Genomic DNA, 24,551 nt, shown 5'->3' with positions numbered 1-24,551 from the left:
ACGGGGTCCTCTGCGGCAGATGGTGTGGTGCTACGACAACTTCCGTGCGGTACGCCTGAGTTCCGCACGTCGCTCATACGGTGTCGTCGGCGCCGCGGCCGCGGGTCTTGACCGGCAGGATCGCATGCACCCGGAAGCCGCCGCCGTAACGGGGACCGGTGGTGAGGGTGCCGCGCAGGGCGGTGACGCGCTCACGCATACCGAGCAGGCCATGGCCGCCGCCGTCCGCGGAGTCCTCGGCGCCGGCGCCGTTGTCGAGGACGGTGATCTCGATGTTCGGCCCCACCCGTACGACGCTGACCTCGGCCTTCGCCGCACCGCCCGCGTGCTTCTGGACGTTGGTGAGGGCTTCCTGGATGACCCGGTAGGCGGCGAGGCCGACGGCGGCGGGCAGGGTGGTCCCGGCGTCGGCGCGGGCGACCTCGACCTGTAGTCCGGCGCTGCGGAAGGTGCCGACCAGTTCGTCGAGACGGTCGAGGCCGGGGGCGGGCTCGGTGGGCGCCTCGGGGTCGCCGGACTGTCTGAGCAGGCCGACGGTGGCGCGGAGTTCGTTGAGCGCGGAGCGGCTGGCCTCGCGGACGTGGGCGAGGGCCTCCTTGGCCTGGTCGGGCCGCTTGTCCATCACATGGGCGGCGACCCCGGCCTGCACGTTGACGAGGGCGATGTGGTGGGCGACGACGTCGTGCAGATCGCGGGCGATACGGAGCCGCTCCTCGGCGACCCTGCGACGGGCCTCCTCCTCACGGGTGCGCTCCGCCTTCTCGGCGCGGTCCTGGATGGCCTGCACGAAGGCGCGGCGGCTGCGGACGGCGTCGCCCGCGGTGGCGCCGATGCCGGTCCAGGCGAAGATGCCGAGGTTCTCCTGGGCGTACCACGGGAGCGGCCCGCCGAGCATCGCGGCGGCGGTGAGGACGGTCATCGTGAGCAACCCGACCCGCCAGGTGGTGGGGCGGTCGGTGGCCGAGGCGACGGTGTAGAGGGCGATCACCGCGGACATGGCGACGGGGGCGCGGGGATCGCCGGTGACGCACTCGACGACGGAGAAGGTGCCGGTGAGGGCGAGCACCGTCATCGGCGCGCGGCGGCGGAAGACCAGTGCGGCGGCGCTGAGGCCGATGAGGACGAGGCTGAGCGGGTCCGGGGTGCGGATGCCCCAGGTGACGCCGTCGGGTCCGTGCGGGTCCACGAAGGAGCCGGCGACCATGCAGGCGAGGACGCCGATCGCCAGGGCGGCGTCCAGGGCCATGGGGTGCGCCTTGAACTGGTGGCGGGCTCGGTCGAGGGTGCTCACGTCTGACAAGGTACGGGTACGTCGTGGCGCGCGTCCCTGGGGGCTCTGCCCCCAGACCCTCGGCCTTTGCCCACCACCACCCGTTCACCGTCGGCTGGAAAGTGACCCTCTATCCCGGGATCAAGCCGTCGTCGCTCAGCATCTCCCGGACCTCCTCCAGCGTCGCCTCCGGCGACGGGAGGATCAGGTCCGAGGGTTCCAGGGAGTCGTCCGGCAAGGGCTCGCCCAGTTCCCTGACCTTGGCCAGGAGGGCGTCGAAGGTGCGGCGGAAGCCGGGGCCGTCGCCGTTCTCCATCTCGGCCAACAGGTCGTCGTCCAGCTTGTTCAGCTCGGTGAGGTGGCCGTCGGCCAGCCTCACCTGCCCCTCCCCCATGATCCGTACGATCATGTCGCCCTCCTAGGCGTGGGCCCCGCTGTCCGTCACTGCTTGTCGAAGCGCGGGGTGTCCTGCGGCTGCTGCTGGGACTGCGCCTGGCCGGTGCCGCCCTCGATGGCCTGCTGGGACGAGGAACCTCCGGCCAGCTCCGCCTTCATGCGCTGCAGTTCCAGCTCTACATCCGTACCACCGGAGAGCCGGTCCAGCTCGGCCTGGATGTCGTCCTTGTGCATGCCGGACTGGTCGTCGAGGGCGCCGGAGGCGAGGAGTTCGTCGATCGCGCCGGCGCGGGCCTGGAGCTGGGCCGTCTTGTCCTCGGCCCGCTGAATGGCCATGCCGACGTCGCCCATCTCCTCGGAGATGCCGGAGAAGGCCTCGCCGATCCGGGTCTGGGCCTGGGCCGCGGTGTACGTGGCCTTGATGGTCTCCTTCTTCGTACGGAAGGCGTCGACCTTGGCCTGGAGCCGCTGGGCCGCCAGGGTGAGCTTCTCCTCCTCGCCCTGCAACGTCGCGTGCTGTGTCTCGAGGTCCGTCACCTGCTGCTGGAGCGCGGCCCGGCGGGACAGCGCCTCACGGGCGAGGTCCTCACGGCCGAGCGCGAGCGCCTTGCGGCCCTGGTCCTCCAGCTTCGAGGACTGCGACTGCAACTGGTTGAGCTGGAGTTCCAGGCGCTTGCGGGACGTGGCCACGTCGGCCACCCCGCGGCGGACCTTCTGGAGCAGCTCCAGCTGCTTCTGATACGAGTAATCGAGGGTCTCGCGCGGGTCCTCGGCCCGGTCAAGGGCCTTGTTCGCCTTCGCGCGGAAGATCATCCCCATACGCTTCATGACACCGCTCATGGGCTTCGCGCGCCCCCTTCTGACGGACTCCAGCTCACAGGTCTGCGACAGAACCCACAGTACGGGCCCTGCATCCATTGACGCACTGTCCGGGGACGGATGCGCTCATCCCCAAGGACGACTGGCCAAGGCCTTGCTCCGGCGTGAGGAGTAGGTGACCTTCAGGGTGAGCAGTCGGTCACCGGACGTCCCCTCTGTCCCCCTACATGACGACTGGTGTTGCCGGATCGTTCCCCACCGGGCTGGGGTCCAACCCCGGGCACCCCGTACCCTTGGGTTTTGTGTTCCGTAGCCGTGCCAAGGAAGAGAAGGCCGCGACCGCCGACCAGGCCTCGCTGACCGACTCCAAGCAGCCCCGCGACCCGCAGGCCCCCAAGGGTCGCCCCACGCCCAAGCGCAGTGAGGCCCAGACCCAGCGCCGCAGCGTCGCCAACACGTCGATGACGCGCAAGGACGCCGCCAAGCGCCAGCGCGACGAGCGTCGTGCCGCCATGGAGAAGCAGCGCCAGGCGCTGGCCGGCGGTGACGAGCGGTACCTGCCCGCGCGAGACAAGGGCCCGGTCCGCAAGTTCGCGCGCGACACCATCGACTCGCGGTTCAACGTGGCGGAGTTCTTCCTGCCCATGGCCGTGGTGATCCTCGTGCTGAGCATGGTGCAGGTCGGTGCCCTGCAGAGCATCGCGCTGCTGCTGTGGCTCGTCGTGATCGTGCTGATCGTGCTCGACTCGATCCTCACCGGCTTCCGTCTCAAGAAGCGGCTCGCCGAGCGCTTCCCCGACCAGAACCGGAAGGGCGCGGTGGCCTACGCGCTCATGCGCTCCCTTCAGATGCGCCGGCTCCGGCTGCCCAAGCCGCAGGTCAAGCGCGGAGAGCGGCCCTGAGCACAACGCCGTTCACCGGGGGCGCGGAAGCCTGGCTGAACAAGCTGGGCGGACTGCGGGACGTCGTACGACAGGAGCTGGTGGCCCGGCAGCTCGACGAGCAGATAGCCGGGCGTTTCCCGGTCGGGCAGCGACTGCGGGTGCTCGACGTCGGCATGGGTCAGGGCACCCAGGCGCTGCGCCTGGCCCGGGCCGGACACCAGGTGACCGGTGTCGAGAAGGACCCGACGATGCTCATGGCCGCCCGAGAGGCGCTGGCCGGCGAGCCGGAGGGCATCCGGGAGCGGGTGCGGCTGGTCCAGAGCGACGGCCGCGACACCGGGGTGCACTTCCTGCCGGGCAGTTTCGACGTGGTGCTCTGCCATGGCGTGCTGATGTACGTCGAGGAGCCGGACGCCCTGCTGGCCGGACTCGCGCGGATGCTCGCGCCGGGCGGGCTGGTCTCGCTGCTGGTGCGCAACGCCGACGCGCTGGCCATGCGGCCGGGGCTGTCGGGTGACTGGGCGCGCGCTGTCGACTCCTTCGACACCGTCTCGTACACCAACCGCCTCGGACTCGACGTACGCGCCGACCGGCTCGCCGCGCTGACCGCGACGCTCGCCGGGATCGGGGCGCCGCTCCAGGCCTGGTACGGCGTGCGGGTCTTCACGGACACCGCGGCGGACGGGGCGGAGATCCCTGCCGACGTGGAGTCGCTGCTGGCGTGCGAGGAGCGGGCCGGGCGGACGGATCCCTACCGGGCGGTCGCGGCCCTGCTGCACCTGTGCGGTGTACGGGGCTGAGGCGCTCGTTCGGGTGTACACCGCAAGCTGGACATTCACCCTGAAGTGAGACTCGGGGCATGGACGCTTTCCGTCGCCGTGCCCTACGCCTTGTCGCGCCCCTCGCCGGGCTCGCCTGTTCCATCGCCCTGCTCGCCGGATGCTCCGACTCCGGCTCCTCCGGTTCTTCCGGTGAGCAGCGGGACCCGACCACCCAGGCCGCCGCTCCCGCCGCCGACAGCGACCTCCAGTCCGACTTCCAGAAGGTCATCAAGGAGGTCCTGCCGTCGGTCGTGCAGATCCAGGCCTCCAACGACCTTGGCTCCGGGGTGGTCTACGACGACAAGGGACACATCGTCACCAACGCGCATGTCGTCGGCAACGAGAAGACCTTCCAGGTGACCACGGCCAACAGCGAGAACACCCTGTCGGCGAAGCTCGTCTACTCCTACCCGGAGCAGGATCTCGCCGTCGTCAAACTGGACAAGGTGCCGAGTGGGCTGAAGGCGGCGACGTTCGCGGACTCCTCGAAGGTCCAGGTGGGCCAGATCGTGCTCGCGATGGGCTCACCGCTGGGCCTGTCGTCCAGCGTGACGCAGGGCATCGTCTCGGCGACCGGACGGACCGTCACCGAGGGCCGCAGCGACGGCGGTACGGGCGCGACCATCGGCAACATGGTCCAGACGTCCGCGGCCATCAACCCGGGCAACAGCGGTGGCGCCCTCGTCAATCTCGACGGTCAGGTCATCGGCATCCCGACGCTCGCCGCGACCGACCCCAACTTCGGGAACAGCGCGGCGCCCGGGATCGGGTTCGCGATCCCCGCGTCCATGGTGAAGACGGTCGCCGGCCAGATCGTCGAGAACGGCAAGGTCACCGACTCGGGCCGGGCCGCGCTCGGTATCACCGGCCGCACGGTCGTCGACGACAGCTTCCAGGCCGCGGGCGTGGCCGTCGTCGAGGTGAAGAGCCGCGGGGCCGCGGACAAGGCCGGCCTGGAGGCCGGCGACGTCATCACCAAGCTGGGCGACACCGGCATCACGACGATCACGTCCCTCTCGGAGGCGCTGGCGACCGAGTCGCCGGGCGACAAGGTGACGGTGACGTACACGCGGGACGGGGACGAGAAGACGGCGGATGTGACGCTGGGCGAGCAGTGAGAGCGTGAGGAGAGAGGAAAGGGGGGCGGCCCGGATACGGCCGCCCCCTTTTCCTCCGGCTTACGCCTCTTCGGCGTGCAGGCTCATCGGGCCGTAGATCTTCGTGCCGTCCTCGAAGAGGTGCACTTGGTCCGCGCCGCCTTCGAGAAGGTCCTTCCAGAACTCGCCGACCCATGATTCGGCGTCGCCCTGGGTGGTGAACTCCTCGGGGGCCACTGCGGGCTGGACCTCCGTTCCGTCGGTCTTCTCGAACCGCCACGTCCATGCCGCCATGTACGCCTCCCAGATGTGACTAGGGTTCAGAGCCTATTCGGTTGTCCGCGGCTGCGTAGGGGCTGGTCGAGCAGTTCCCCGCGCCCCTTGGGGGCATGCAGCGCGCGCATGATCAGAAGTTACCGGCGAAAATTGCTCTCGTGGACGTGACTTTGCTTGGTACCGGCGGGCCCTCTGGGCTTCCCCGGCCCTCCTGCCCCTGCGCCGCCTGCGCGGTAGCGCTTGGCCCCGATGCCCGTGCCGCCACCGCGCTGCTCGTTGACGGGGCGCTCATGATCGATCTCACGCCCGGCGTGGCCTTCGCCGCCGCTCGGGCGGGGCATTCGCTGGGCGGTGTACGGCAGGTGCTGTTGTCGCATCCGCACGACGGGCCCGCCGTGGAGGTGCCGGCCGGGTTGCCGCAGCCGGGGCGAGTGCCGGACGGGCGGGAGTTGGCGCTGCTGACAGGGCATCGGGTGCGGGCGGTGGCGATGGACGCGCCGGGCACCGGGTACGCGGTCACCGGCCCTGACGGGCAGCGGTTGCTGTATCTGCCGCCGGGCGGGGCTCCCGCCGGGCTGGAGGACAACGGCAGGGACGTCTACGACATGGTCCTCGCCGATGTCGTGGGGCGGCCGGACGCGCTGGCCAGGCTGCGGGCGGTGGGGGCCGTGGGGCCGACCACCGATGTCGTCGCCGTGCATCTGGACCATGACGTGCCGCCGGCCGGCGAGTTGCGGCGGCGGCTCGCGGCGGCCGGGGCGCGGGCCGTGCCCGACGGGACGACGCTGTCCGTCGGCGCCTACGAGGACGTACCGGATGTGCCGCGGCGGACGTTCGTGCTGGGCGGGGCGCGGTCGGGGAAGTCGGTGGAGGCGGAGCGGCGGCTTGAGGCCTTCCCGGACGTGCTGTACGTGGCCACGGGCGGGACCCGGGGCGGGGACGGCGAGTGGGCGGCGCGGGTCGCCTTGCATCGGGAGCGGCGGCCGGGGTCGTGGCGGACGACCGAGACCTGTGATCTGGTGCCGCTGCTCGCCGACGAGGGGCCGCCGCTGCTGATCGACTGTCTGTCGCTGTGGCTGACCGACGCCATGGACGCCGTCGGGGCGTGGGACGACACGGAGTGGGCCGGGGGCGGGGAGCGGGCGCTGCGGGAGCGGGTACGGGAGCTGACGGAGGCGGTGCGGGCGACGCGGCGGACCGTCGTCGCCGTGTCGAACGAGGTGGGGTCGGGGATCGTGCCCGCCACCGCGTCCGGGCGCCGCTACCGGGACGAACTCGGGCGGCTGAACGCGGCGTTCGCCGGGGAGTGCGAGCAGGTGCTGCTGGTGGTGGCGGGGCAGGCGGTCGTCCTACGCGGGTGAGGGGTTGCGGCGGGCGATCACGCGGGTCGTGCTCGACAGACGGTCGAGGGCGGGGTGACGGGTGGTCGGGAGGATCGTGCAGTTCCCGGCCTCCAGTGCGGTGCGCAGGGGCGCGACGGCTTCCGTGGTCTCCACCAGGACGTGCCCGCCCGGGCGGAGGAAGGTCAGGACCGCGGCGAGTTCCGCGGTGGGGCGCAGGACGCTGATCACGTCGTAGCGGCCGGTCAGTGCCTTGGTCAGGTGCGGGGACGCCGGGCTGCCGAGGTACGCCTCCTCCACCCGTTCCGCCTCGCGGGCCACCAGTACGGCGGTGGTCGTGTCGAGGCCGTCGAAGGCGGTGTAGGGGAACAACGCCTTGGCCGCGGCGGGGAAGTGGGCGTGACCCGTGCCGATGTCGAGCCAGCTCTCCGGTTCCGGGTCCAGACGCAGCATCGCGCGGGCCGTCGCGCGGTGCCGCCGGCTGCGGTCGAGCTCGGTGAGACGGGCGCGCAGGCGTTTCATGGCGGCTCCCTGAGACATACGACAATCCGCTGCAAAACGGAACGTAAGGGATCTCGATCTTGGGAGCAACGACGTCAGGGGGGCGTGGTGGCCATGTGGCGCCGTTCTGTTCGATCGGTGCCGGTACTGTTCGGCGAATGAGCTCGCTTAATCTCGACGACTTCTCCGATCTGATCGAGCGCCCCGACGGCGGGGTGCGCCGCGACGCCGAGGCGCGTCGTGAGCGCCAGATCGTGCCGCCCGGGTCGCTGGGCCGCCTGGACGACCTGGGTGAGTGGCTGGCCGCGGCGCAGTCGGCCGTGCCGGTGCGGCCGGTCGAACGGCCGCGGGTGGTTCTCTTCGCCGGTGACCACGGCATCGCCGAGCTCGACGTCTCGGCCCGACCGGCGGGCAGCGCCGGGGAGTTGGTGCGCGAGGTGCTGGCGGGCGGGCGCCCGGTGTCGGTGCTCGCGCGGCGGCTCGGGGTACCGGTGCGGGTCGTCGACATGGCGCTGGACACCGACCCGCAGACGCTGCCCGAGGATGTCGTACGCCATCGGGTGCGGCGCGGCAGCGGTCGCATCGACGTCGAGGACGCGTTGACCCTGGAGGAGGCGGAGACCGCGTTCCGGGCCGGGATGACGGTGGCCGACGAGGAGGCCGACTCCGGTACGGATCTGGTGGTGCTCGGCGATGTGAGCGTCGGCGGGACCACGGCGGCGGGCGTGCTCATCGCCGCGCTGTGCGGGACCGACGCGTCGGTGGTGACCGGGCGGGGCGGGCTCGCGATCGACGACCTGACGTGGATGCGCAAGTGCGCGGCGATCCGGGACGCGTTGCGGCGGGCGCGGCCGGTGCTCGGCGACCAGCTTCAGCTCCTCGCGACCGTCGGCGGGGCCGACCTCGCCGCGCTCACCGGGTTCCTGCTCCAGGCCGCGGTGCGCAAGCTGCCGGTGGTCCTTGACGGTGTGGTCGTCGCCGCCTGTGCGCTGGTGGGCCAGCGGATCGCCTTCCGGGCGCCGGACTGGTGGCTGGCCGCGCACGACTCCGGGGAGCCGGGACAGGCGAAGGCGCTGGACCGGATGGCCCTTGAGCCGCTGCTCGACCACGGCGTGCGGGTGGGAGAGGGCGCCGGAGGGCTGCTGGCGCTGCCGTTGGTGCAGGCCGCGGCGGCGTTGGCGGCCGAACTGCCCGAGAAGCCCGACCGGGAGCCGGAGCTCGCGGAGGAGCCGGAGAAGGAGGAGGAGGCAGGTCCGGCATAACGGACAAGGGCGCCCATATGATCCCCTCTCATGGGATACGCCCGCTTTGCCGTCTGGTACCTCCGGCTCGTCGCGTTCGTCAACTTCCTCAGTGCGGTGTGGGTGTCCCTGGGGCAGGACGTGCGGCGGCACAACCAGGAGGATCTGTTCACGCCGTATCTGCTGACCGCAGGCTTCGCCTCCGGGGTCTTCACGGCGTTCCTGGCGATCACCATGCGGCGCCGCAAGCGTGCCGCATGGCTGCTCAACCTCGGGCTGAGCGGGGCGTTCCTCGCGCTGTTCGCGTTCGCCATGGTGTTCCCGGAGATCCGGCGGCATCCACAGAACTGGGTGTCGCTGGCCCTGACCGCCGCCTTCGTGAGCGCCCTGCTGCTCGGCCGGCGGGAGTTCTACGCCAAGGGTGACCGGTCCAACCCGAAGCTGGCCGCGGCCGTCGGCGCGGGCGGGCTGCTCGGCTCCTCACTGCTCGCGGCGCTGCTGGTGACGGTGACCAACGAGCGGCACTCCTCCTTCGCCGCCTGCTGGCGCTACGGCACCCTGCGCCTGGTCTCCATCACCGACTTCCGCTCCCCCGGCATCGCCACCCCCAACTGGGTCGACGTCACCGTCAACGGACTCAGCACGGTCCTCCTCCTCGCCGTCCTCTACGCCGCCTTCCGCTCCCGCCGCGCCGTCGACCCGCTCACCGAGGACGACGAGAAGCGGCTGCGGGAGCTCCTCGACCGGCACGGCGACCGGGACTCGTTGGGCTACTTCGCGCTGCGCCGGGAGAAGAGCGTCGTCTGGTCGCCGAGCGGGAAGGCCGCCGTCGCCTATCGCGTCGTAGGAGGGGTGGCCCTGGCCTCCGGGGATCCGCTCGGCGACCCGGAGGCCTGGCCCGGCGCCATCGAGCCGTGGCTCGACCAGGCGCGGGCGCACGGCTGGATCCCGGCCGTGATGGGAGCGAGCGAGGAGGCGGGGACCGTGTACGCGCGGCACGGGCTGGACGCGCTGGAGCTCGGGGACGAGGCGCTCGTGGAGGTCGCCGAGTTCACCCTTGAGGGGCGGGCCATGCGGACCGTACGGCAGGCCCACAACCGGGTGCGGCGGGCCGGGTACACCGTGCGGATCCGGCGGCACGAGGAGATTCCGGCCGACGAGATGGCCGCGCTGGTCAGGCGTGCGGACGACTGGCGGGACGGGGCCACCGAGCGTGGGTTCAGCATGGCGCTGGGGCGGCTCGGGGACGCCCGGGACGGGCGCTGCGTGATGCTCGAATGCAGGGACGGCCAGGGCGAGTTGCGGGCGCTGCTGTCGTTCGTGCCGTGGGGCCCGCACGGGCTGTCGCTCGATCTCATGCGGCGGGACCGGGACTGCGACAACGGACTGGTCGAGTTCATGGTGATCGATCTGCTGCGGCGGGCCCGCGAGATCGGGATCACGCAGGTCTCGCTCAACTTCGCGATGTTCAGATCGGTCTTCGAACGTGGTGGACGGCTCGGTGCGGGTCCGGTGCTGCGGCTGTGGAGGTCGCTGCTCAGCTTCTTCTCGCGCTGGTGGCAGATCGAGTCCCTGTACCGCGCCAACGCCAAGTACCGGCCCATCTGGGAGCCGCGGTTCCTACTCTTCGAGAAGAGCGCGGACCTGCCGCGCATCGGGCTCGCCTCGGCGCGCGCGGAAGGCTTCCTGGAGCTGCCGGGGCCGCACCGCACGCACCTGGAGACACCGAGATGACGACGCTCGCCCGCTGGGCCCGTGCCGAATGGGGGCCGCTGTACCTCGCCGTGCGCGGCCCGCTGGCGCGCAGGCGGTGGCGGGCGGCTCCGATGACGATCGGGGCGGTGGGCCTGACGGCGGTGCTGCACATCGTCCACAACCAGTCGTGGGGCTTCCGGTTCGTCGAGGACGTGGGGGCCGTACGGGCCGAGGACCCCCTCTGGCTGGCCCTGCTCCGTACTCCCCTGTCGCTGTTCGTCCCCGCCCTGGACCTTCCCGTCTGGGGCGCCCTCGCCCAGATCCTGCTGGTGTTCGGCATCGCGGAGATCTGTCTGGGCTGGTGGCGCACGCTCGTCATCGCCTACGTCGCCACCCTCGCCGGCACGCTGTACGCGCGCGTGGGCATCTGGCTGGGCCCCGACAGCCCGCTCGGCCTGCCCGCCTCCGACGCCCTGGTCGTCGACACCGGCCCGTCGGCGGCGGTGGTGGGGCTGGCGGTGTTCCTGGGCTGGCGGTATCGGGCGTATGTCACCGCGGGCGTGGTGATCGTCGCGATGGTGGTCGAGGTGCTGCTGAAGGACAACCTCGCGGGCAAGGAGCATCTGGCGGCCATCGCGGCGGTGCTGGTGCTGTGCGCGGTGTCGGCGAGGCGTCACCGGCGGCCGACGTCGATGGCGGGGTCGGGCTTGCCGCCGATCAGGTCCTGAAGGCGGCGGCTGGGTCCCGCCCAGCGGCGGTCGTGGTGGTAGGCGCGCAGGATCGACTTGGCGCGGGCCTTCGGGCGGCGTCGGTAGAAGCGGCGGGCCCAGGGTGAGCCGGGGCGGGCCAGGCGGACCAGGCCGATGATGCCGACGAACGGGACGACGACGCTGAAGATGGCCATCCGCGCCTTGCCCTTGAGCAGTACGGCCAGCGCGAAGAGGAAGTTGACCAGCACGGTCGTGATGACACTGCCGCGGTCCTTGAGCTCCCCCTGGCTCATGTCGTTGACCCCGAACGGCGAGAACCCGGACAGCATCAGCCCCACCAGCGCCGCGGTGAGCACGACGACCTCGACGCTCTTCCTCCCCTCCTCCGTCCAGTAGACGTCGTCCAGGTGCAGGATCAGCGCGAACTCGTCCAGCACCAGACCGGCGCCCACCCCGAACACCACCGCGAACGCCGCCGACCCGAAGCCGTGCCGTCCGCTCGCGACCGCCCCGAAGCCCCCCAGGACCGTCAGGATGACGCCGGGCACCACGTGGTGGATGTGCACCCCGCCCGAGCTGACGTTGCCGAAGGGGCCCTTGCCCGCGCGGATGAGGCGGGTGATGACCCGGGTGACCAGGAAGGTGACGACGAACGCGGTCAGGGCCAGGAGCAGCGGCAGCTTGCCGGGTTCGACGATGTTGCGGTGCAGCCAGTGGCCCATGCCCACAGTTTCGGGCCGATGGGGGCGGGCTGCCCGGCGGGTGCGGCGACCGGGCTACTCTTCCGGGCGTGTCCACGTCCCCGCAGCTCCACGGCCGTCTGCACGGCCTCCGTTTCGCCTTCGGCACCCTGAGCGTGCTCCCCGTCCGGGTGAGCCGCTGGGACCGGGAGGCGGCGCGCGGCGGCATGCTGTGCGCTCCGCTGGTGGGTGTGGTGATCGGCGGGCTGGCGGCGGGCGTGGGGCTCGCGCTGCTGTGGCTCGGCTCCGGGGCGCTGCTCGCCGCGGTCGGCTCCGCCGCGGTGCCCGCGGTACTGACCCGGGGCCTGCATCTCGACGGCATCGCCGACACCGCCGACGGACTCGGCAGCGGGAAGCCCGCGGAGGACGCGCTGCGGATCATGAAGCAGTCGGACATCGGGCCGTTCGGGGTGATCACGCTCGTCTTCGTACTGCTGGGCCAGGTGGCCGCGCTGGCACAGGCGTACGACGACTCCTGGACTCGGGGTGCGGTGGCCGCGGTCGTCTCGGCCGTGGCGGCGCGGCTCGCGCTGACCCTGGCCGCCCGTGCCGGAGTGCCGGCCGCCCGGCCGGAGGGGCTGGGGGCGGCCGTGGCGGGGGTGGTGCCGGTGGCGGGCGCGGTCGGGGTCGCGGTCGGGGTGCTGGTGGCGGCGGCCGGGGGCGGGCTGCTGGTGGAGAGCTACGTCCCCGCTGTCGCCGTGGTCGTCGCTCTGGGCGCGTCGGAACTTCTCCTACGGCACTGCACGCGCCGCTTCGGCGGGATCACCGGCGATGTGTTCGGCGGGCTCGCCGAGACCGCGGCGACGACGGCGCTGGTCGTCCTGAGCTTCAGCGCCTAGCAGGCCCGGCGCCACACGCCCAGCTCGTACTTCTTCGCCATCGAGCTCAGCCTCAGCCGGCGCGACTCCGCGCAGAAGGCGCTCGTCGGCAGTTCGTACTCCACGTGGAACACGGCCTTGCCCGCCTCGATGAAGGGCGTGTTGGCCTCGCACTCGTCGTACTGGGCGCACTGCTCGTTGACCGCGAAGTCGAAGTCGTCGACCAACCGCGGGATCTGGTCGAGGTCGTTCTTCAGGCCCACCGCCATCCCGCGGTCGTGGGCGAGCCTCGCGATCAGACGGTTGTAGCGGAGCTGGTCGGACGCCTTCAGGTCGAAGCCGGTGCGGTTCTTGTAGCCGTCCATGTTGTCCGGCTCCACCGCGTCGAAACCCTTCTCCCGGCACATGTCCATCCGGTCCGCCATCAGCGGCTCCAGGACGTCGACCTGCCGGATGTCCAGCCATCGCTCGCCCTCCCAGCCGTTGCCGCGGCCGATCACCGACTTGGGGAACTTCTCGGCGTCGGGCCGCCAGTCCTCCCAGGCGCCGGTGGAGAGATAGCAGATCACCTTGCGGTCCTCGCGGTGCAGGGCGGTCACGGTCGCCTTCGGCTGGTCGAAGCCGTCGATGTCGTAGACCGGCACGTCGACGGAGGTGTCGATCGTCCGGCCGCTCAGCTGCCACTGCCAGGCCAGACCGGGGGTCGGCTGCCAGCGGGCGCTCGGTCTCCCGTCCTGGGCCGTGGTGCAGGCGGCCAGGAGAAGCAGGGGGAACAGCCACAGGAGGCGTTTCACTGAGCGGGCTCCAGAGTGTGGGGCAACGTACCCCAAGGATGATCACCCATCCCCGGCACCCCGCAGTACAGATCCGCCCCGTGCACCGCGAGATCCGCGCCACGCGGGACGCCGTACACGAGGTGGCAGAGCCGTACGTCCGAGGTGCCGCGCCACTGCGGCGGCCCGAGGTGGAGGTACGACGTCCAGGGACCCTCGAAGGTCACCAGGACGTCGGCGATGCGGGCGTAGGAGGGGTGCGGCGCGGTTCCGTGGTTCAGGGCCAGGGTGCCTCGGACGGCTGTGGCGAGTCGGCGGTAGTACGTGAACTCGGGTTCTCCTGCGGCCACTTGGTCCAGGAAGGCGCCGTCCGTGGCATACCAGTCGTGGTGGTGGGTGAGGTCGCGGACGACGTCGGCGCGGGGGCGGCGGGCGTAGGCGGTGTCGACGTAGCCGAGGGTTCGTGTCCCTGCGGCTCTGAGGCGTGCGGCCACTTCGACGAAGGCCTCGTCCGGGTGGTCGCCCGGGCCGCTCGCCGGGTTGAGGACGACCGCGTACAGGTGCGGCGCCGCTGCGATGATCGCGTCCCATTCCGCGGGGCGGACGGACGGGTGCTCGTAGTACGGGAGCAGGAGGTTGTTCGTCATCGGTGGGCGGTCGCCTTCCCCAGCAGGGCGCAGGCCAGGGCCGCCTGGGTCGTGGCGGCGAGCGCGTACACGGTCAGGGCGGTCAGCGGGGCGAATGTCTGGGCCAGGGCCGCCACGGAGCAGATCGCTGTCGTGCTGAGGATCGCGCCGAAGGACTGGAGCAGCAGGGCTGTCCACAGGACGGTGCCGAGGAGCAGCAGGGGGGCGGGGCTGATGCCGGTGGTCAGGGCCAGGGCGAGGAGGGTGAGGAGGTAGGTGGTGAGGCGGTGCAGGAGGGTGCGGGTCGCTGCGCGGCGGAAGGCGGTTGGGGTGGTGCTGGAGCGCAGGGCGGTTGCGGCGGTGCTGCGGAGGCGGTGGAGCAGGTATTCGGCGGGGCCCATGCCGAGGGTGAGGATGACGGCGGTGAGGTTGTCTTCCAGGGCTGCGTGGAGGACGAGGGTGCCGGTGGCCAAGCCGAAGAGGGCGTAAGGGAAAGACGAAAGGAGAGGGGGGCCCGCTGTCGTGTGTCGACTGCGGGTGCGTCGTGGCTGGTCGCGCAGTTCCCCGCGCTCCTTGACGGCGTTGTCCTGAGGCAGGATTTCAAGTAGCCCCAGGACGGTCACTACCAGCAGGGAGCCCAGAAGCAGGGTGAGTCTCGCCGCGTTCGGGACGGGGTGGAACAGGGTCAGGATTGCTCCTGCCGCCATCGGCAACAGGGCCAGCAGCAAGGCTCGTTCGCGGGCCCGTACCAGCAAGATCGTCGACGCGCCCAGGTACAGGGACTGGCCCACCGCGAAGGCCGTGGACCGGTCTGCGGTGCCTGACGCCAGCCATGCCACCAGGGCGCCCAGCACCACCCCCGTCGGCACCCCGCGCAGCAGGCTGCGCTTCGCCGCCCGTTCGTCGCCCAACCCCAGCCAGGTGTAAGCCCGATGGGCCAGGCCCTGGTTCCAGGTCCAGCCGGTCAGGGCGCCGGCCAGGAGCGGGAGCGGGGCCGCGGCGCCGAGGACGTAGGCGAAGCCGGGGAGGGCGAAGACCACGCCTCTGAGGAGGCAGGTCAACAGGCTGACCCGCCACGGGTCGTGGGGTGGGGTCCGTGGTTCGGGGTGGCGGCGGGTGACGCGTTCGTAGAGTTCCTCGGCCAGCGCGAAGGAGTTCTTCACGCCGTACCGCTCGCGTATCTGGTCGTCCGACATGCCGTCGGACTCCAGGAGTGCGGCGATCTCGTCGGGGTGGACGGCGGCCGCCACGAAGTCGTCGAGGCGGACGGCGAGTTCGTCGACGGGGTCGGGCTCGGCCCAGCTGGGTGCGGTGCGTTGTCCGGGGATGGTGGGGAAGGTGGTGGGGCGGGCGTCCGGCGGCAGCCAGACCGAGCCGCTCACCAGTCGGTCCCGTCCGTCGCGACCGCCGCGTACCAGGGGTCGCGCAGTTCGAGCGTCCAGTCGGTGACGGTCTCGATCGTGGGCTCGTAGACCTCGGGCAGGCCCGCGAGTTCCTGGTAGATGGTGCGGAAGGCGTCCACCGAGCGGCGGAGCGTGAAGCGGTCGATCACTCGTCGGCGGGACAACTCGCCCAGCTTCAGGCGGCCTCCGTCGTCCTTCAGGAGGGTCAGGGCCGCTGCCGCCATCTTCTCCGGCTCCCTCGGCGGGACGACCAGGCCCGTGTCACCGACGGCCTCGCGTACGCCGCCCACGTCCGTCGACACCGTCGTACGGCCGCAGGACATGGCCTCGATGATGGAGAACGGGAAGCCCTCGGAGATGGAGGAGAGCATCACGACGTGGCCGGCCGCGTAGGCGCGCCAGACCTCGCTGATGCGGCCCTCGAAGGTGAGGCCGTCGGTGACACCGAGTTCGGCGGCGAGTTTCTCCAGGCGGGTCTTGTACTCCTCGCCGCCCGGTGGGACCGGGCCGAACAGGCGCAGGCGGGTTTCCGGGAGTTCGGCGCGGACCATGGCGTAGGAGCGGATCAGGGTTTCGAGGTCCTTGATGGGGTCCACTCGGCCGCACCAGGTGAGGGTCGGCGCCTCGGGTTCGGGGCCCGCGTGCGGGAAGGCGGCCGGGTCGACGCCGTTGTAGACCGTGCGGATCTTGTCGGCGTCGGCGCCGCCGCGCTCCTCCCAGCGGCGGTTGTACTGGTTGCACGGTGTGATCAGGTCGGCGGCCCGGTATCCGTGTGAATTGAGTTCACGGTAGAAGCCGAGCATGAAGGCCTTCACCGGCCACCGTTGGGCGTCCGCGCGGTAGCCGAGGTAGCGCTCGCGGAGGTAGATGCCGTGCTCGGTGAGGAGGAAGGGCACGCCGTCCAGGTGGTGGGCGGCGAGGGCGGGCAGGGTGGCCAGACCGCTGCTCACGGCGTGCGCCACCGAGTCCTCGGGGATGCGGACACCCAGCGGGCGCAGGGCGTGTTCCAGGAGGTCGGTGGCGGTGAGGGCGTCGTGGACCGTGGGGTGGGCGGCGGCGATGGGCAGGTGCGGCATCGTCCAGATCCACATCAGGGACCGCAGCGCCGACTCTGTGCGCAAGGCCGCCGACAGGCTTCCGGCGCGGGCGAGTCGGGCCAGGTCATGGAGGGCCTCGCCGAAGTCGTGGTGATCGTGGTGGTACTGGTCGCGCGGGTCCAGGAAGGAGAGCAGGAAACGCTCGTAGGAGTCGAGGAAGCGGCGCCTCGCCCTGCCGTACGGGGCGGTCCTGCGGCCGGGGCGCGGTCCCCAGGTGGGGACCGAGGTGTGGCGGTAGACGTTCGGCGGCAGCTCCCAGGTCACGGGTTCGCGGCCGCTGCCGGTGAGCGACAGGATGTGGAAGTCGACCTCCGGCATGCCCTTGACCAGCTGGTCGCACCAGGTGCTGACGCCGCCGTGGACGTGTGGGTAGGTGCCTTCGGTGAGCATGGTGACGTGTCTGCCCGTGCGCATCGCCGCGCGGTTCCCCCCTGATCTGCGGATGTGGATCGGGGGAACTGCGGACCGGACCTCGGCTGCGGGTTCGTTGTGGCCGGTCGCGCAGTTCCCCGCGCCCCTTTGGGGCGTCGCTGCTTACGGCAGTTTCAAAGTGACTGCTGATTGCAGTGGCTCAGGCGTGGTCCATGCCGAGCGCCTGCCCGCGTAGGCGGTGCCGAACGTCGCCGTCCCCAGCAGCAGTTGCTTCTTCGTGCCCTCCGGTGCCGTCACCGGGATCTGCGTCCCGCTCGGGGCCGTGATCGTCACCGTGGTGCCGACGCGGTACGCCGTGACCCTGCCGGAGGCCAGGGCGGCCTGCCAGGCGGCGCGGCGCTGGAGTTCGGTGCCGATGGCGGCCTGGGCGAGGTTCTCCAGCGGGGTGTTGTCGGCGAACAGGGCCTGGTAGTCGGCCAGCACCTTGTTCAGGACCGGGTAGAGCGTGCGGTCCTCGGCCAGGTTGGACTGGTGGGCGTAGTGCGGGCGCGGGTCGCCCGAGATCGCGTGGCCGAGGGCGGTGCGGGCCTCCTGCGGGACGATGTACGACCGGTAGCCGGTGGCCGTGTCGAGGGGCGCGGGCAGGCAGGTGGACGTCGGGTTGTTCTCGCACAGGCCGCTGCCGCCGTCGGCCGCCGAGGTGTAGATCCAGTTGTACTCGTCGGCCATCTCCGCGTCGGTGCCCGTGTTGTAGTACACGTTCATCGGGTAGCGGGGCACGGTGAGGGTGCCACTGCCGACCGCACGCTGGTCGGGTTCGCGGGAGTTGTCGGAGGCGGTCCACTTGACGCCGCCTGCGGCGAGGGCGCCGGCGAGGTTGGGATTGTCGTCGGGCTGCTGGGGCAGGGTGCGCAGACCCGAGTGTTCGCCGGTGACGAGTTCGGCGCGGTTGAGCGGGAGGCCCTTGCCGACACCCCAGTTGTAGTTGTCGCCGATCTCCGCGGAGATCTCGGCGCGGCTGAGGTACCGGGTCGTGCCGTCGGCGTTCTTGGCGCAGCTCCACGGCACGGCGGTGGTGTCCTGGATGCAGCCGAGGAACTTGTGCGTGTAGGTGTGGTTGATCCAGCGGTACTTGGCCTTGTCCGCGAGGAGTTGGGCGGCGAGGGCGTCGGTGCCGCCGTTCTCGGTCTTCCACTCCTCGCCGGAACCGGCGTTGTAGACCATGTCGAGCTTGAAGCCGTGCTCCTGCTGCCACTGCGCCGCGTACTGGGCGTCGGCGGCGGTCATCCGGATCGGGACGGTCCCCTCGCCGTCGCCGCCGGGGCAGGTGAAGTCGCCCGGGGTGCAGTGGTGTGCGGTGTCCCAGCGGCTGTCCGGTGCGAAGACGTCGTCGACGTGGACCTCGAAGGAGTTGCGGATCTGCCCCAGGTGCACGCCCTGGGTCAGCCACTCCACGATGCCGCGGGCGAGCACCCGGAACTGCTGCTGGTACTGGTTGTAGGCGAAGGTCACGACGAGTTCGCGGCGCCCGTCGTGCGCGTACTCGCCGATCAGGCTGCCACGGCCGGTGCCGCCCGGCACGGGGACGTCGACATAGCTGGTGAAGCCGGTGCGGGGCGTCGCGACGAAGCCGTAACTCTCCTGCGTGGCAGCCGAGTTGTCCTCGAAGGCGACGGCCCCGTCGAGATACCCGAACCAGCCCGCCTTGCCTGCCGTGGTGACGTCGGCGGTCCGGCCGTCCAGCGTGCCGGAGTACGCGCTGTAGTCCAGGCCCACCTCCGGGTGCGCCCAGGTGTAGGCGTCGACCTGCGGGATGCCGTACGTCCTCTCGTACGTCTCCAGCGCGGTCTGCTCCGCCGAACCAGCGCCGAACGGGGCCTCGTTGGGCAGCACGACGCCCTGGTACCGGGCCCGGGGCGTGCCGTTGACCGTGTCGGCGAGGAACGCGGCCGTGATGACCGGGCGGTCGCCGGCGTTCAGGTCGACGACGGTGTACGGGATGCCGGTGTTCCTGAGCTGGGCGGTGATGGCCTGGACCGGGCTGTCGCCGTTGTCCACGACCAGCACCTTCAGGTCGATACGTGGTGTCGCCGCGGCGACGGCGCCGGGAGCCCCCAGTCCCAGCGCGATCAGCCCCGCAGTCGTGGAGACGGCTGCCGCGACCTTCCATCTGTGCGCACGGTGCGCCATTGGTGTCCCTTCCCCCCAGAAGATCCCCTGGCGCCCCTTTGATGGGAAATCGGCGGAGGATCCGTGGAAATCATGCAAAGCGGCGAGCAGAGCGCCCGCCGGAACACAGTGAGTGTGACCGAGGTGACGGGGAGTGAGAGCTGAGAAGTGGCCACGACGCCACCCACAGGTGAACGCCCGTAGGAATGAGCGAAAGCGCGCCACGCGCGTAGGCTCGTTCCGGGTGTTCATCGACGGGGTGAAGGCCCCGGACGATGCCGCCCGCACAGCCAGTTCTAGGGTCGGCTGTCGGGCCCGGTCGACCCACCCAGACTCGACCAGACTGAACTTCACATCGGAAGCGAGATTTCACCACCGTGACTGCTCTCACTCTCAGCACCGCCGCGGCGCCCGGCCTGCGGGCCGACGCGATCGTGATCGGTGTCGCCAAGGGCGCGAAGGGCCCGGTCGTCGCCCCGGGCGCCGAATCCGTGGACAAGGCCTACGACGGCAAGCTGGCCGGCGTCCTGGAGACCCTCGGCGCCTCCGGTGCCGAGGGCGAGGTGACGAAGCTGCCCGCGCCGTCCGGCTTCAAGACCCCGCTCGTACTGGCGGTGGGTCTCGGCGCGGAGCCCGAGAAGGACTCCTCCTTCGACGCCGAGGCGCTGCGCCGGGCCGCCGGTGCGGCCGCCCGCACGCTGCACGGCGCCAAGAAGGCCGCGTTCGCGCTGCCGCTGACGGACGCCGCCGACGCCGGCGCGGTCGCGGAGGGCGCGCTGCTCGGCGCGTACTCCTTCGACGCGTACAAGGAGAACGGCAAGGACCCGAAGAACGGCAAGGCGCCGCTCGCCGAGGTCGCCCTGCTGGGCGGCAAGCCCCGCGACAAGGCGTACAAGGCGGCCGTCGAGCGTGCCCTCGCGGTCACCGAGGAGCTGAACCGCGCTCGAGACCTGATCAACACCCCGCCGAACGACCTCTACCCCGAGGCCTTCGCCGCCGTCGCGCAGGCCGCGGGCAAGGAGCACGGCATCAAGGTGCAGGTGCTCGACGACAAGGCGCTGGTCAAGGGCGGCTACGGCGGCATCCTGGGCGTCGGCGGCGGCTCCGAGGCCAAGCCGCGGCTGGTGAAGCTGTCGTACACCTCCTCCAAGGCGAAGAAGCACCTGGCGTTCGTCGGCAAGGGCATCACCTACGACTCGGGCGGCATCTCGCTCAAGCCGGCCGGTCACAACGAGACGATGAAGTGCGACATGAGCGGCGCGGCGGCGGTCTTCGCCGCGATCGTCGCCGTCGCGCGGCTCGGTCTGGAGGTGAACGTCACCGCGTGGCTGGCGCTCGCCGAGAACATGCCGTCGGGGTCCGCGGTGCGCCCGGGTGACGTGCTGCGCATGTACAGCGGCAAGACCGTCGAGGTCCTCAACACCGACGCGGAGGGCCGGCTGGTGCTGGCCGACGCGCTGTGGGCGGCGTCGGCGGAGAAGCCGGACGCGATCGTCGACGTGGCGACGCTGACCGGGGCGATGATGCTGGCGCTGGGCAGCCGGACGTTCGGGATCATGGCGAACGACGACGCGTTCCGCTCCGCGGTGCACGAGGCGGCCGAGGAGGTCGGCGAGCCGGCGTGGCCGATGCCGCTGCCCGAGCACCTGCGCAAGGGGATGGACTCGCCGACCGCCGACATCGCGAACATGGGTGAGCGGATGGGCGGCGGGCTGGTCGCCGGGCTCTTCCTGCGGGAGTTCGTGGGCGACGGCATCACCTGGGCGCACCTCGACATCGCGGGCCCCGCGTTCAATGAGGGTGGGCCGTTCGGGTACACGCCCAAGGGGGGTACGGGTACGGCTGTCCGTACGTTGGTGCGGCTGGCGGAGCTGACTGCTGCGGGCGACCTGGGGTGACCGTCGCCTGAGAGCTCGGCGCCTGGGGTTCGCGGGCGACTGCGGGCCGGCTGTGGCCGGTCGCGCAGTTCCCCGCGCCCCTGAGGGCGTCAGCCCCAGGCATCTCACTTTGTGCCCTCTTCACATGTGAGCGTGTGGCGTCTCACACCCCGGCCCGGCGTCTCGTTCCCTTCCGACAAGTGCGAAGATGGGGCTCGGCAGGACAGGGCCCCACCACAGGGCCGAAGAAAGAGCGGCCGGACACCAGCCGCCGACCGGTCACCGCAGACCGGCGTAGGCGCACATGCATGGAGGACGTGACGTGGCGAACGACGCCAGCACCGTTTTCGACCTAGTGATCCTCGGCGGTGGTAGTGGCGGGTACGCCGCGGCCCTGCGCGGGGCGCAGCTGGGCCTGGACGTCGCCCTGATCGAGAAGGACAAGGTCGGCGGCACCTGCCTGCACCGGGGATGCATCCCCACGAAGGCCCTGCTTCACGCGGGCGAGATCGCCGACCAGGCCCGCGAGAGCGAGCAGTTCGGCGTGAAGGCCACCTTCGAGGGCATCGACATCGCCGGTGTCCACAAGTACAAGGACGGTGTCATCTCCGGGCTGTACAAGGGCCTCCAGGGCCTTGTCGCCTCCCGGAAGGTGACGTACATCGAGGGTGAGGGCCGGCTGTCGTCGCCGACCTCCGTCGATGTCAACGGCCGGCGGGTCCAGGGGCGGCACGTGCTCCTCGCGACCGGCTCCGTGCCGAAGTCGCTGCCCGGCCTGGAGATCGACGGCAACCGGATCATCTCCTCGGACCACGCCCTCGTCCTGGACCGCGTACCGAAGTCCGCGATCATCCTCGGCGGCGGCGTCATCGGCGTGGAGTTCGCCTCCGCCTGGAAGTCCTTCGGTGCGGACGTCACCGTCATCGAGGGCCTCAAGCACCTCGTCCCGGTCGAGGACGAGAACTCCTCCAAGCTTCTTGAGCGCGCGTTCCGCAAGCGCGGCATCAAGTTCAACCTGGGCACCTTCTTCTCGAAGGCCGAGTACACCGCCGACGGCGTCAAGGTCACCCTGGCCGACGGCAAGGAGTTCGAGGCCGAGGTCCTGCTGGTCGCGGTCGGCCGCGGCCCGGTCTCCGCCGGTCTCGGGTACGAGGAGCAGGGCGTCGCGATGGACCGCGGCTATGTCCTGGTCGACGAGTACATGCGGACGAACGTCCCCACCATCTCCGCCGTCGGTGACCTCGTCCCCACGCTCCAGCTCGCGCACGTCGGCTTCGCCGAGGGCATCCTGGTGGCGGAGCGTCTGGCCGGTCTCAAGGCCGTCCCGATCGACTACGACGGTGTCCCCCGTGTGACCTACTGCCACCCGGAGGTCGCCTCCGTCGGTATCACCGAGGCCAAGGCCAAGGAGATCTACGGTGCGGACAAGGTCGTCGCTCTGAAGTACAACCTGGCGGGCAACGGCAAGAGCAAGATCCTCCAGACCGCGGGCGAGATCAAGCTCGTCCAGGTCAAGGACGGTGCCGTGGTCGGCGTCCACATGGTCGGCGACCGCATGGGCGAGCAGGTCGGCGAGGCCCAGCTGATCTACAACTGGGAAGCGCTGCCGGCCGAGGTCGCCCAGCTCATCCACGCCCACCCGACGCAGAACGAGGCGCTCGGCGAGGCCCACCTGGCCCTGGCCGGCAAGCCGCTGCACGCGCACGACTGACCCTCGGTCGAACCCCGCGAAGCGACTCCGTCTCCGCGACGACACAGACTTCCGCAATTCGTAAGGAGCAACCGAAACCATGGCGGTTTCCGTAACCCTTCCGGCGCTCGGCGAGAGCGTCACCGAGGGCACTGTCACCCGCTGGCTGAAGGCCGAGGGTGAGCGAGTAGAGGCCGACGAGCCGCTGCTCGAGGTGTCGACCGACAAGGTCGACACCGAGATCCCCTCCCCCGTCTCCGGCGTCCTGTCCTCCATCAAGGTCGCCGAGGACGAGACCGTCGAGGTCGGCGCCGAGCTGGCCATCATCGACGACGGCACGGGCGCCCCCGCTGCCGCCCCGGCCCCGGCCGCCGAGCCCGAGCCCGCGCCCGCCGCGGCTCCCGAGCCGGCCGCTGCCGCCCCGTCCACCGAGCAGGCCGCCCCGGCGCCCGCTCCCACCGCCGAGGCCGCCGCCGGCGGCGGCAGCGCCGAGGGCACGGACGTCGTCCTGCCCGCGCTCGGCGAGTCCGTCACCGAGGGCACCGTCACCCGCTGGCTGAAGGCCGTCGGCGACTCCGTCGACGCCGACGAGCCGCTGCTGGAGGTGTCGACCGACAAGGTCGACACCGAGATCCCGGCCCCGGTCTCGGGTGTCCTGCTGGAGATCACCGTCGGTGAGGACGAGACCGCCGAGGTCGGCGCCAAGCTCGCCGTCATCGGCGCCCCGGGTGCGGCTCCGGCCGCTGCCCCGGCCCCTGCCGCGCCGGCTCCGGCTCCGGCCGCCGCCGCTCCGGCCCCCGCGCCCGCCCCGGCCGCCCCCGTGGCACCGCCGGCCCCGGCTCCGGCCCCCGCCGCTCCGGCTCCGGCGCCCGCCCCGGTCGCCGCCGCCCCGGCTCCGGCCGCGCCGGCTCCCGTCGCCCCCGCTGCCCCGGCTCCGGCCGCGACCTCCGGTGACGACGGTGCCTACGTGACCCCGCTGGTGCGCAAGCTCGCCGCCGAGCACGGTGTCGAACTCGCCTCCGTCAAGGGCACCGGCGTCGGCGGTCGTATCCGCAAGCAGGACGTCATCGCCGCCGCCGAGGCCGCGAAGGCCGCTGCCGCTGCCCCGGCTCCGGCCGCCGCCCCGGCCGCCACCGCGAAGAAGGCCCCGGCCCTGGAGGCCTCGCCGCTGCGTGGCCAGACCGTCAAGATGCCGCGCATCCGCAAGGTCATCGGCGACAACATGGTCAAGGCGCTGCACGAGCAGGCGCAGCTGTCCTCGGTCGTCGAGGTCGACGTCACGCGGCTGATGAAGCTCCGTGCCCGGGCCAAGGACTCCTTCGCCGCCCGTGAGGGCGTCAAGCTGTCCCCGATGCCGTTCTTCGTCAAGGCCGCGGCCCAGGCGCTGAAGGCGCACGCGCCCATCAACGCCAAGATCAACGAGGGCGAAGGCACGATCACCTACTTCGACACCGAGAACATCGGTATCGCGGTGGACTCGGAGAAGGGCCTGATGACCCCGGTCATCAAGCACGCGGGCGACCTCAACATCGCCGGCATCGCGAAGGCCACGGCGGAGCTGGCCGGCAAGGTCCGCGCCAACAAGATCACGCCGGACGAGCTGTCGGGCGCGACCTTCACCATCTCCAACACCGGTTCGCGCGGTGCGCTCTTCGACACGATCATCGTGCCGCCGGGCCAGGTCGCGATCCTCGGCATCGGCGCCACGGTCAAGCGCCCGGCCGTCCTGGAGACGGAGGAGGGCACGGTCATCGCCGTCCGCGACATGACCTACCTGACCCTCTCCTACGACCACCGTCTGGTGGACGGCGCCGACGCGGCCCGTTACCTGACCGCGGTCAAGGCGATCCTGGAGGCGGGCGAGTTCGAGGTCGAGCTCGGCCTGTAGGGCTGTCAGCAGTACGTCGGTGCCCCGTCCGGAGCGTTCTCCGGGCGG

The 24,551-nt window shown here is 71.3% G+C and carries 22 protein-coding genes; 11 read left to right on the top strand and 11 right to left on the bottom strand.

The features are described from left to right. Positions 1–73: 73 nt before the first annotated feature. The 3 genes from ACIHIX_RS40985 to ACIHIX_RS40975 all read right to left on the bottom strand — a co-directional run bounded on the left by ACIHIX_RS40985 (position 74) and on the right by ACIHIX_RS40975 (position 2,506). Positions 74–1,291 carry a sensor histidine kinase gene (locus tag ACIHIX_RS40985; protein WP_399965638.1) on the bottom strand — a complete coding sequence of 406 codons (1,218 nt, stop codon included), beginning with the start codon at positions 1,289–1,291 and terminating at the stop codon, positions 74–76. 109 nt (positions 1,292–1,400) lie between these two features. Beyond that, entirely contained in the window at positions 1,401–1,679 is a 279-nt protein-coding gene (locus tag ACIHIX_RS40980) for a hypothetical protein (RefSeq protein ID WP_399965637.1), read from the bottom strand. A 32-nt stretch (positions 1,680–1,711) separates the two neighbouring features. Further along, on the bottom strand, positions 1,712–2,506 hold the full coding sequence (locus ACIHIX_RS40975; RefSeq protein WP_399965636.1) for a PspA/IM30 family protein: 795 nt from the start codon (positions 2,504–2,506) through the stop codon (positions 1,712–1,714). Positions 2,507–2,712: 206 nt separating this feature from the next. On the opposite strand from ACIHIX_RS40975, the gene ACIHIX_RS40970 reads away from it, so the two are divergent. The 3 genes from ACIHIX_RS40970 (at position 2,713) to ACIHIX_RS40960 (ending at position 5,308) form a co-directional block, all read left to right on the top strand. Further along, a complete protein-coding gene (locus tag ACIHIX_RS40970) occupies positions 2,713–3,387 on the top strand; it encodes a DUF3043 domain-containing protein (RefSeq protein ID WP_399965635.1) in 675 nt (224 codons plus the stop codon). 80 nt (positions 3,388–3,467) lie between these two features. Next, positions 3,468–4,169, top strand: coding sequence for a class I SAM-dependent methyltransferase (locus tag ACIHIX_RS40965; RefSeq protein ID WP_399965634.1), 702 nt, complete (start codon positions 3,468–3,470; stop codon positions 4,167–4,169). Positions 4,170–4,228: 59 nt separating this feature from the next. Continuing rightward, positions 4,229–5,308 (top strand): S1C family serine protease, encoded by a 1,080-nt coding sequence (locus tag ACIHIX_RS40960; RefSeq protein ID WP_399965633.1) that lies wholly within the window; start codon positions 4,229–4,231, stop codon positions 5,306–5,308. Between the two features lie 60 nt (positions 5,309–5,368). Here the strand turns inward: ACIHIX_RS40960 and ACIHIX_RS40955 are convergent, their stop codons facing one another. Beyond that, on the bottom strand, positions 5,369–5,581 hold the full coding sequence (locus ACIHIX_RS40955; RefSeq protein WP_399965632.1) for a hypothetical protein: 213 nt from the start codon (positions 5,579–5,581) through the stop codon (positions 5,369–5,371). 140 nt (positions 5,582–5,721) lie between these two features. Between ACIHIX_RS40955 and ACIHIX_RS40950 the strand changes: the two genes are divergently transcribed. Beyond that, positions 5,722–6,924, top strand: coding sequence for a bifunctional adenosylcobinamide kinase/adenosylcobinamide-phosphate guanylyltransferase (locus ACIHIX_RS40950; protein ID WP_399965631.1), 1,203 nt, complete (start codon positions 5,722–5,724; stop codon positions 6,922–6,924). On the opposite strand, the gene ACIHIX_RS40945 is transcribed toward ACIHIX_RS40950, so the two are convergent. Further along, complete coding sequence (locus ACIHIX_RS40945; protein WP_399965630.1) at positions 6,913–7,425, bottom strand: methyltransferase domain-containing protein; 513 nt, start codon at positions 7,423–7,425, stop codon at positions 6,913–6,915. The genes ACIHIX_RS40950 and ACIHIX_RS40945 overlap by 12 nt on opposite strands. Positions 7,426–7,562: 137 nt before the next feature. On the opposite strand from ACIHIX_RS40945, the gene cobT reads away from it, so the two are divergent. The 3 genes from cobT to ACIHIX_RS40930 are packed head-to-tail and all read left to right on the top strand — an operon-like array spanning position 7,563 to position 11,068. Continuing rightward, the gene (cobT, locus tag ACIHIX_RS40940) at positions 7,563–8,666 is read left to right on the top strand and encodes a nicotinate-nucleotide--dimethylbenzimidazole phosphoribosyltransferase (protein WP_399965629.1); all 1,104 of its coding nucleotides are present in this window, start codon (positions 7,563–7,565) and stop codon (positions 8,664–8,666) included. A gap of 30 nt (positions 8,667–8,696) precedes the next feature. After that, positions 8,697–10,379 carry a phosphatidylglycerol lysyltransferase domain-containing protein gene (locus ACIHIX_RS40935; protein ID WP_399965627.1) on the top strand — a complete coding sequence of 561 codons (1,683 nt, stop codon included), beginning with the start codon at positions 8,697–8,699 and terminating at the stop codon, positions 10,377–10,379. After that, entirely contained in the window at positions 10,376–11,068 is a 693-nt protein-coding gene (locus ACIHIX_RS40930) for a hypothetical protein (protein WP_399965626.1), read from the top strand. The genes ACIHIX_RS40935 and ACIHIX_RS40930 overlap by 4 nt, the downstream gene beginning before the upstream one ends. Here ACIHIX_RS40930 and ACIHIX_RS40925 read toward each other — a convergent pair. Next, the gene (locus ACIHIX_RS40925) at positions 11,014–11,772 is read right to left on the bottom strand and encodes a hypothetical protein (protein ID WP_399965625.1); all 759 of its coding nucleotides are present in this window, start codon (positions 11,770–11,772) and stop codon (positions 11,014–11,016) included. The genes ACIHIX_RS40930 and ACIHIX_RS40925 overlap by 55 nt on opposite strands. Before the next feature lie 68 nt (positions 11,773–11,840). Here ACIHIX_RS40925 and ACIHIX_RS40920 point away from each other — a divergent pair, with 68 nt between their 5' ends. After that, the gene (locus ACIHIX_RS40920; protein ID WP_399965624.1) at positions 11,841–12,629 is read left to right on the top strand and encodes an adenosylcobinamide-GDP ribazoletransferase; all 789 of its coding nucleotides are present in this window, start codon (positions 11,841–11,843) and stop codon (positions 12,627–12,629) included. On the opposite strand, the gene ACIHIX_RS40915 is transcribed toward ACIHIX_RS40920, so the two are convergent. The 5 genes from ACIHIX_RS40915 to ACIHIX_RS40895 all read right to left on the bottom strand — a co-directional run bounded on the left by ACIHIX_RS40915 (position 12,626) and on the right by ACIHIX_RS40895 (position 19,069). Next, entirely contained in the window at positions 12,626–13,402 is a 777-nt protein-coding gene (locus tag ACIHIX_RS40915) for an endo alpha-1,4 polygalactosaminidase (RefSeq protein ID WP_399965623.1), read from the bottom strand. The two genes, ACIHIX_RS40920 and ACIHIX_RS40915, sit on opposite strands and share 4 nt — an antisense overlap. Continuing rightward, the gene (locus ACIHIX_RS40910) at positions 13,399–14,028 is read right to left on the bottom strand and encodes a spherulation-specific family 4 protein (RefSeq protein ID WP_399965622.1); all 630 of its coding nucleotides are present in this window, start codon (positions 14,026–14,028) and stop codon (positions 13,399–13,401) included. Before ACIHIX_RS40910 ends, ACIHIX_RS40915 begins: the two co-directional genes overlap by 4 nt. Further along, complete coding sequence (locus tag ACIHIX_RS40905; protein WP_399965621.1) at positions 14,025–15,389, bottom strand: hypothetical protein; 1,365 nt, start codon at positions 15,387–15,389, stop codon at positions 14,025–14,027. The genes ACIHIX_RS40910 and ACIHIX_RS40905 overlap by 4 nt, the downstream gene beginning before the upstream one ends. After that, on the bottom strand, positions 15,386–16,921 hold the full coding sequence (gene pelF, locus ACIHIX_RS40900) for a GT4 family glycosyltransferase PelF (RefSeq protein ID WP_399965619.1): 1,536 nt from the start codon (positions 16,919–16,921) through the stop codon (positions 15,386–15,388). The genes ACIHIX_RS40905 and pelF overlap by 4 nt, the downstream gene beginning before the upstream one ends. A gap of 120 nt (positions 16,922–17,041) precedes the next feature. After that, entirely contained in the window at positions 17,042–19,069 is a 2,028-nt protein-coding gene (locus ACIHIX_RS40895; RefSeq protein WP_399965617.1) for a hypothetical protein, read from the bottom strand. A 356-nt stretch (positions 19,070–19,425) separates the two neighbouring features. Between ACIHIX_RS40895 and ACIHIX_RS40890 the strand changes: the two genes are divergently transcribed. The 3 genes from ACIHIX_RS40890 (at position 19,426) to sucB (ending at position 24,503) form a co-directional block, all read left to right on the top strand. Further along, positions 19,426–20,946: a leucyl aminopeptidase gene (locus tag ACIHIX_RS40890; RefSeq protein WP_399965615.1), complete on the top strand. Its 1,521-nt coding sequence runs from the start codon at positions 19,426–19,428 to the stop codon at positions 20,944–20,946. A gap of 301 nt (positions 20,947–21,247) precedes the next feature. Next, the gene (lpdA, locus tag ACIHIX_RS40885) at positions 21,248–22,636 is read left to right on the top strand and encodes a dihydrolipoyl dehydrogenase (RefSeq protein ID WP_399965613.1); all 1,389 of its coding nucleotides are present in this window, start codon (positions 21,248–21,250) and stop codon (positions 22,634–22,636) included. Between the two features lie 79 nt (positions 22,637–22,715). Further along, positions 22,716–24,503, top strand: coding sequence for a 2-oxoglutarate dehydrogenase, E2 component, dihydrolipoamide succinyltransferase (gene sucB, locus ACIHIX_RS40880; protein WP_399965611.1), 1,788 nt, complete (start codon positions 22,716–22,718; stop codon positions 24,501–24,503). Positions 24,504–24,551 lie beyond the last annotated feature (48 nt).

This window comes from Streptomyces sp. NPDC051913 (genome assembly GCF_044593635.1).
GTDB lineage: Bacteria > Actinomycetota > Actinomycetes > Streptomycetales > Streptomycetaceae > Streptomyces.
This window is presented reverse-complemented; position numbering and strand designations above follow the sequence as displayed.

Coding starts and splice junctions, on each gene's coding strand:
- cobT (WP_399965629.1), top strand. CDS start 7,563: ATGAGCTCGCTTAATCTCGACGACTTCTCCGATCTGATCGAGCGCCCC.
- ACIHIX_RS40955 (WP_399965632.1), bottom strand. CDS start 5,581: ATGGCGGCATGGACGTGGCGGTTCGAGAAGACCGACGGAACGGAGGTC.
- ACIHIX_RS40980 (WP_399965637.1), bottom strand. CDS start 1,679: ATGATCGTACGGATCATGGGGGAGGGGCAGGTGAGGCTGGCCGACGGC.
- sucB (WP_399965611.1), top strand. CDS start 22,716: ATGGCGGTTTCCGTAACCCTTCCGGCGCTCGGCGAGAGCGTCACCGAG.
- ACIHIX_RS40975 (WP_399965636.1), bottom strand. CDS start 2,506: ATGAGCGGTGTCATGAAGCGTATGGGGATGATCTTCCGCGCGAAGGCG.
- ACIHIX_RS40925 (WP_399965625.1), bottom strand. CDS start 11,772: ATGGGCCACTGGCTGCACCGCAACATCGTCGAACCCGGCAAGCTGCCG.
- ACIHIX_RS40935 (WP_399965627.1), top strand. CDS start 8,697: ATGGGATACGCCCGCTTTGCCGTCTGGTACCTCCGGCTCGTCGCGTTC.
- ACIHIX_RS40910 (WP_399965622.1), bottom strand. CDS start 14,028: ATGACGAACAACCTCCTGCTCCCGTACTACGAGCACCCGTCCGTCCGC.
- ACIHIX_RS40895 (WP_399965617.1), bottom strand. CDS start 19,069: ATGGCGCACCGTGCGCACAGATGGAAGGTCGCGGCAGCCGTCTCCACG.
- pelF (WP_399965619.1), bottom strand. CDS start 16,921: ATGCGCACGGGCAGACACGTCACCATGCTCACCGAAGGCACCTACCCA.
- ACIHIX_RS40960 (WP_399965633.1), top strand. CDS start 4,229: ATGGACGCTTTCCGTCGCCGTGCCCTACGCCTTGTCGCGCCCCTCGCC.
- ACIHIX_RS40970 (WP_399965635.1), top strand. CDS start 2,713: ATGACGACTGGTGTTGCCGGATCGTTCCCCACCGGGCTGGGGTCCAAC.
- ACIHIX_RS40930 (WP_399965626.1), top strand. CDS start 10,376: ATGACGACGCTCGCCCGCTGGGCCCGTGCCGAATGGGGGCCGCTGTAC.
- ACIHIX_RS40945 (WP_399965630.1), bottom strand. CDS start 7,425: ATGAAACGCCTGCGCGCCCGTCTCACCGAGCTCGACCGCAGCCGGCGG.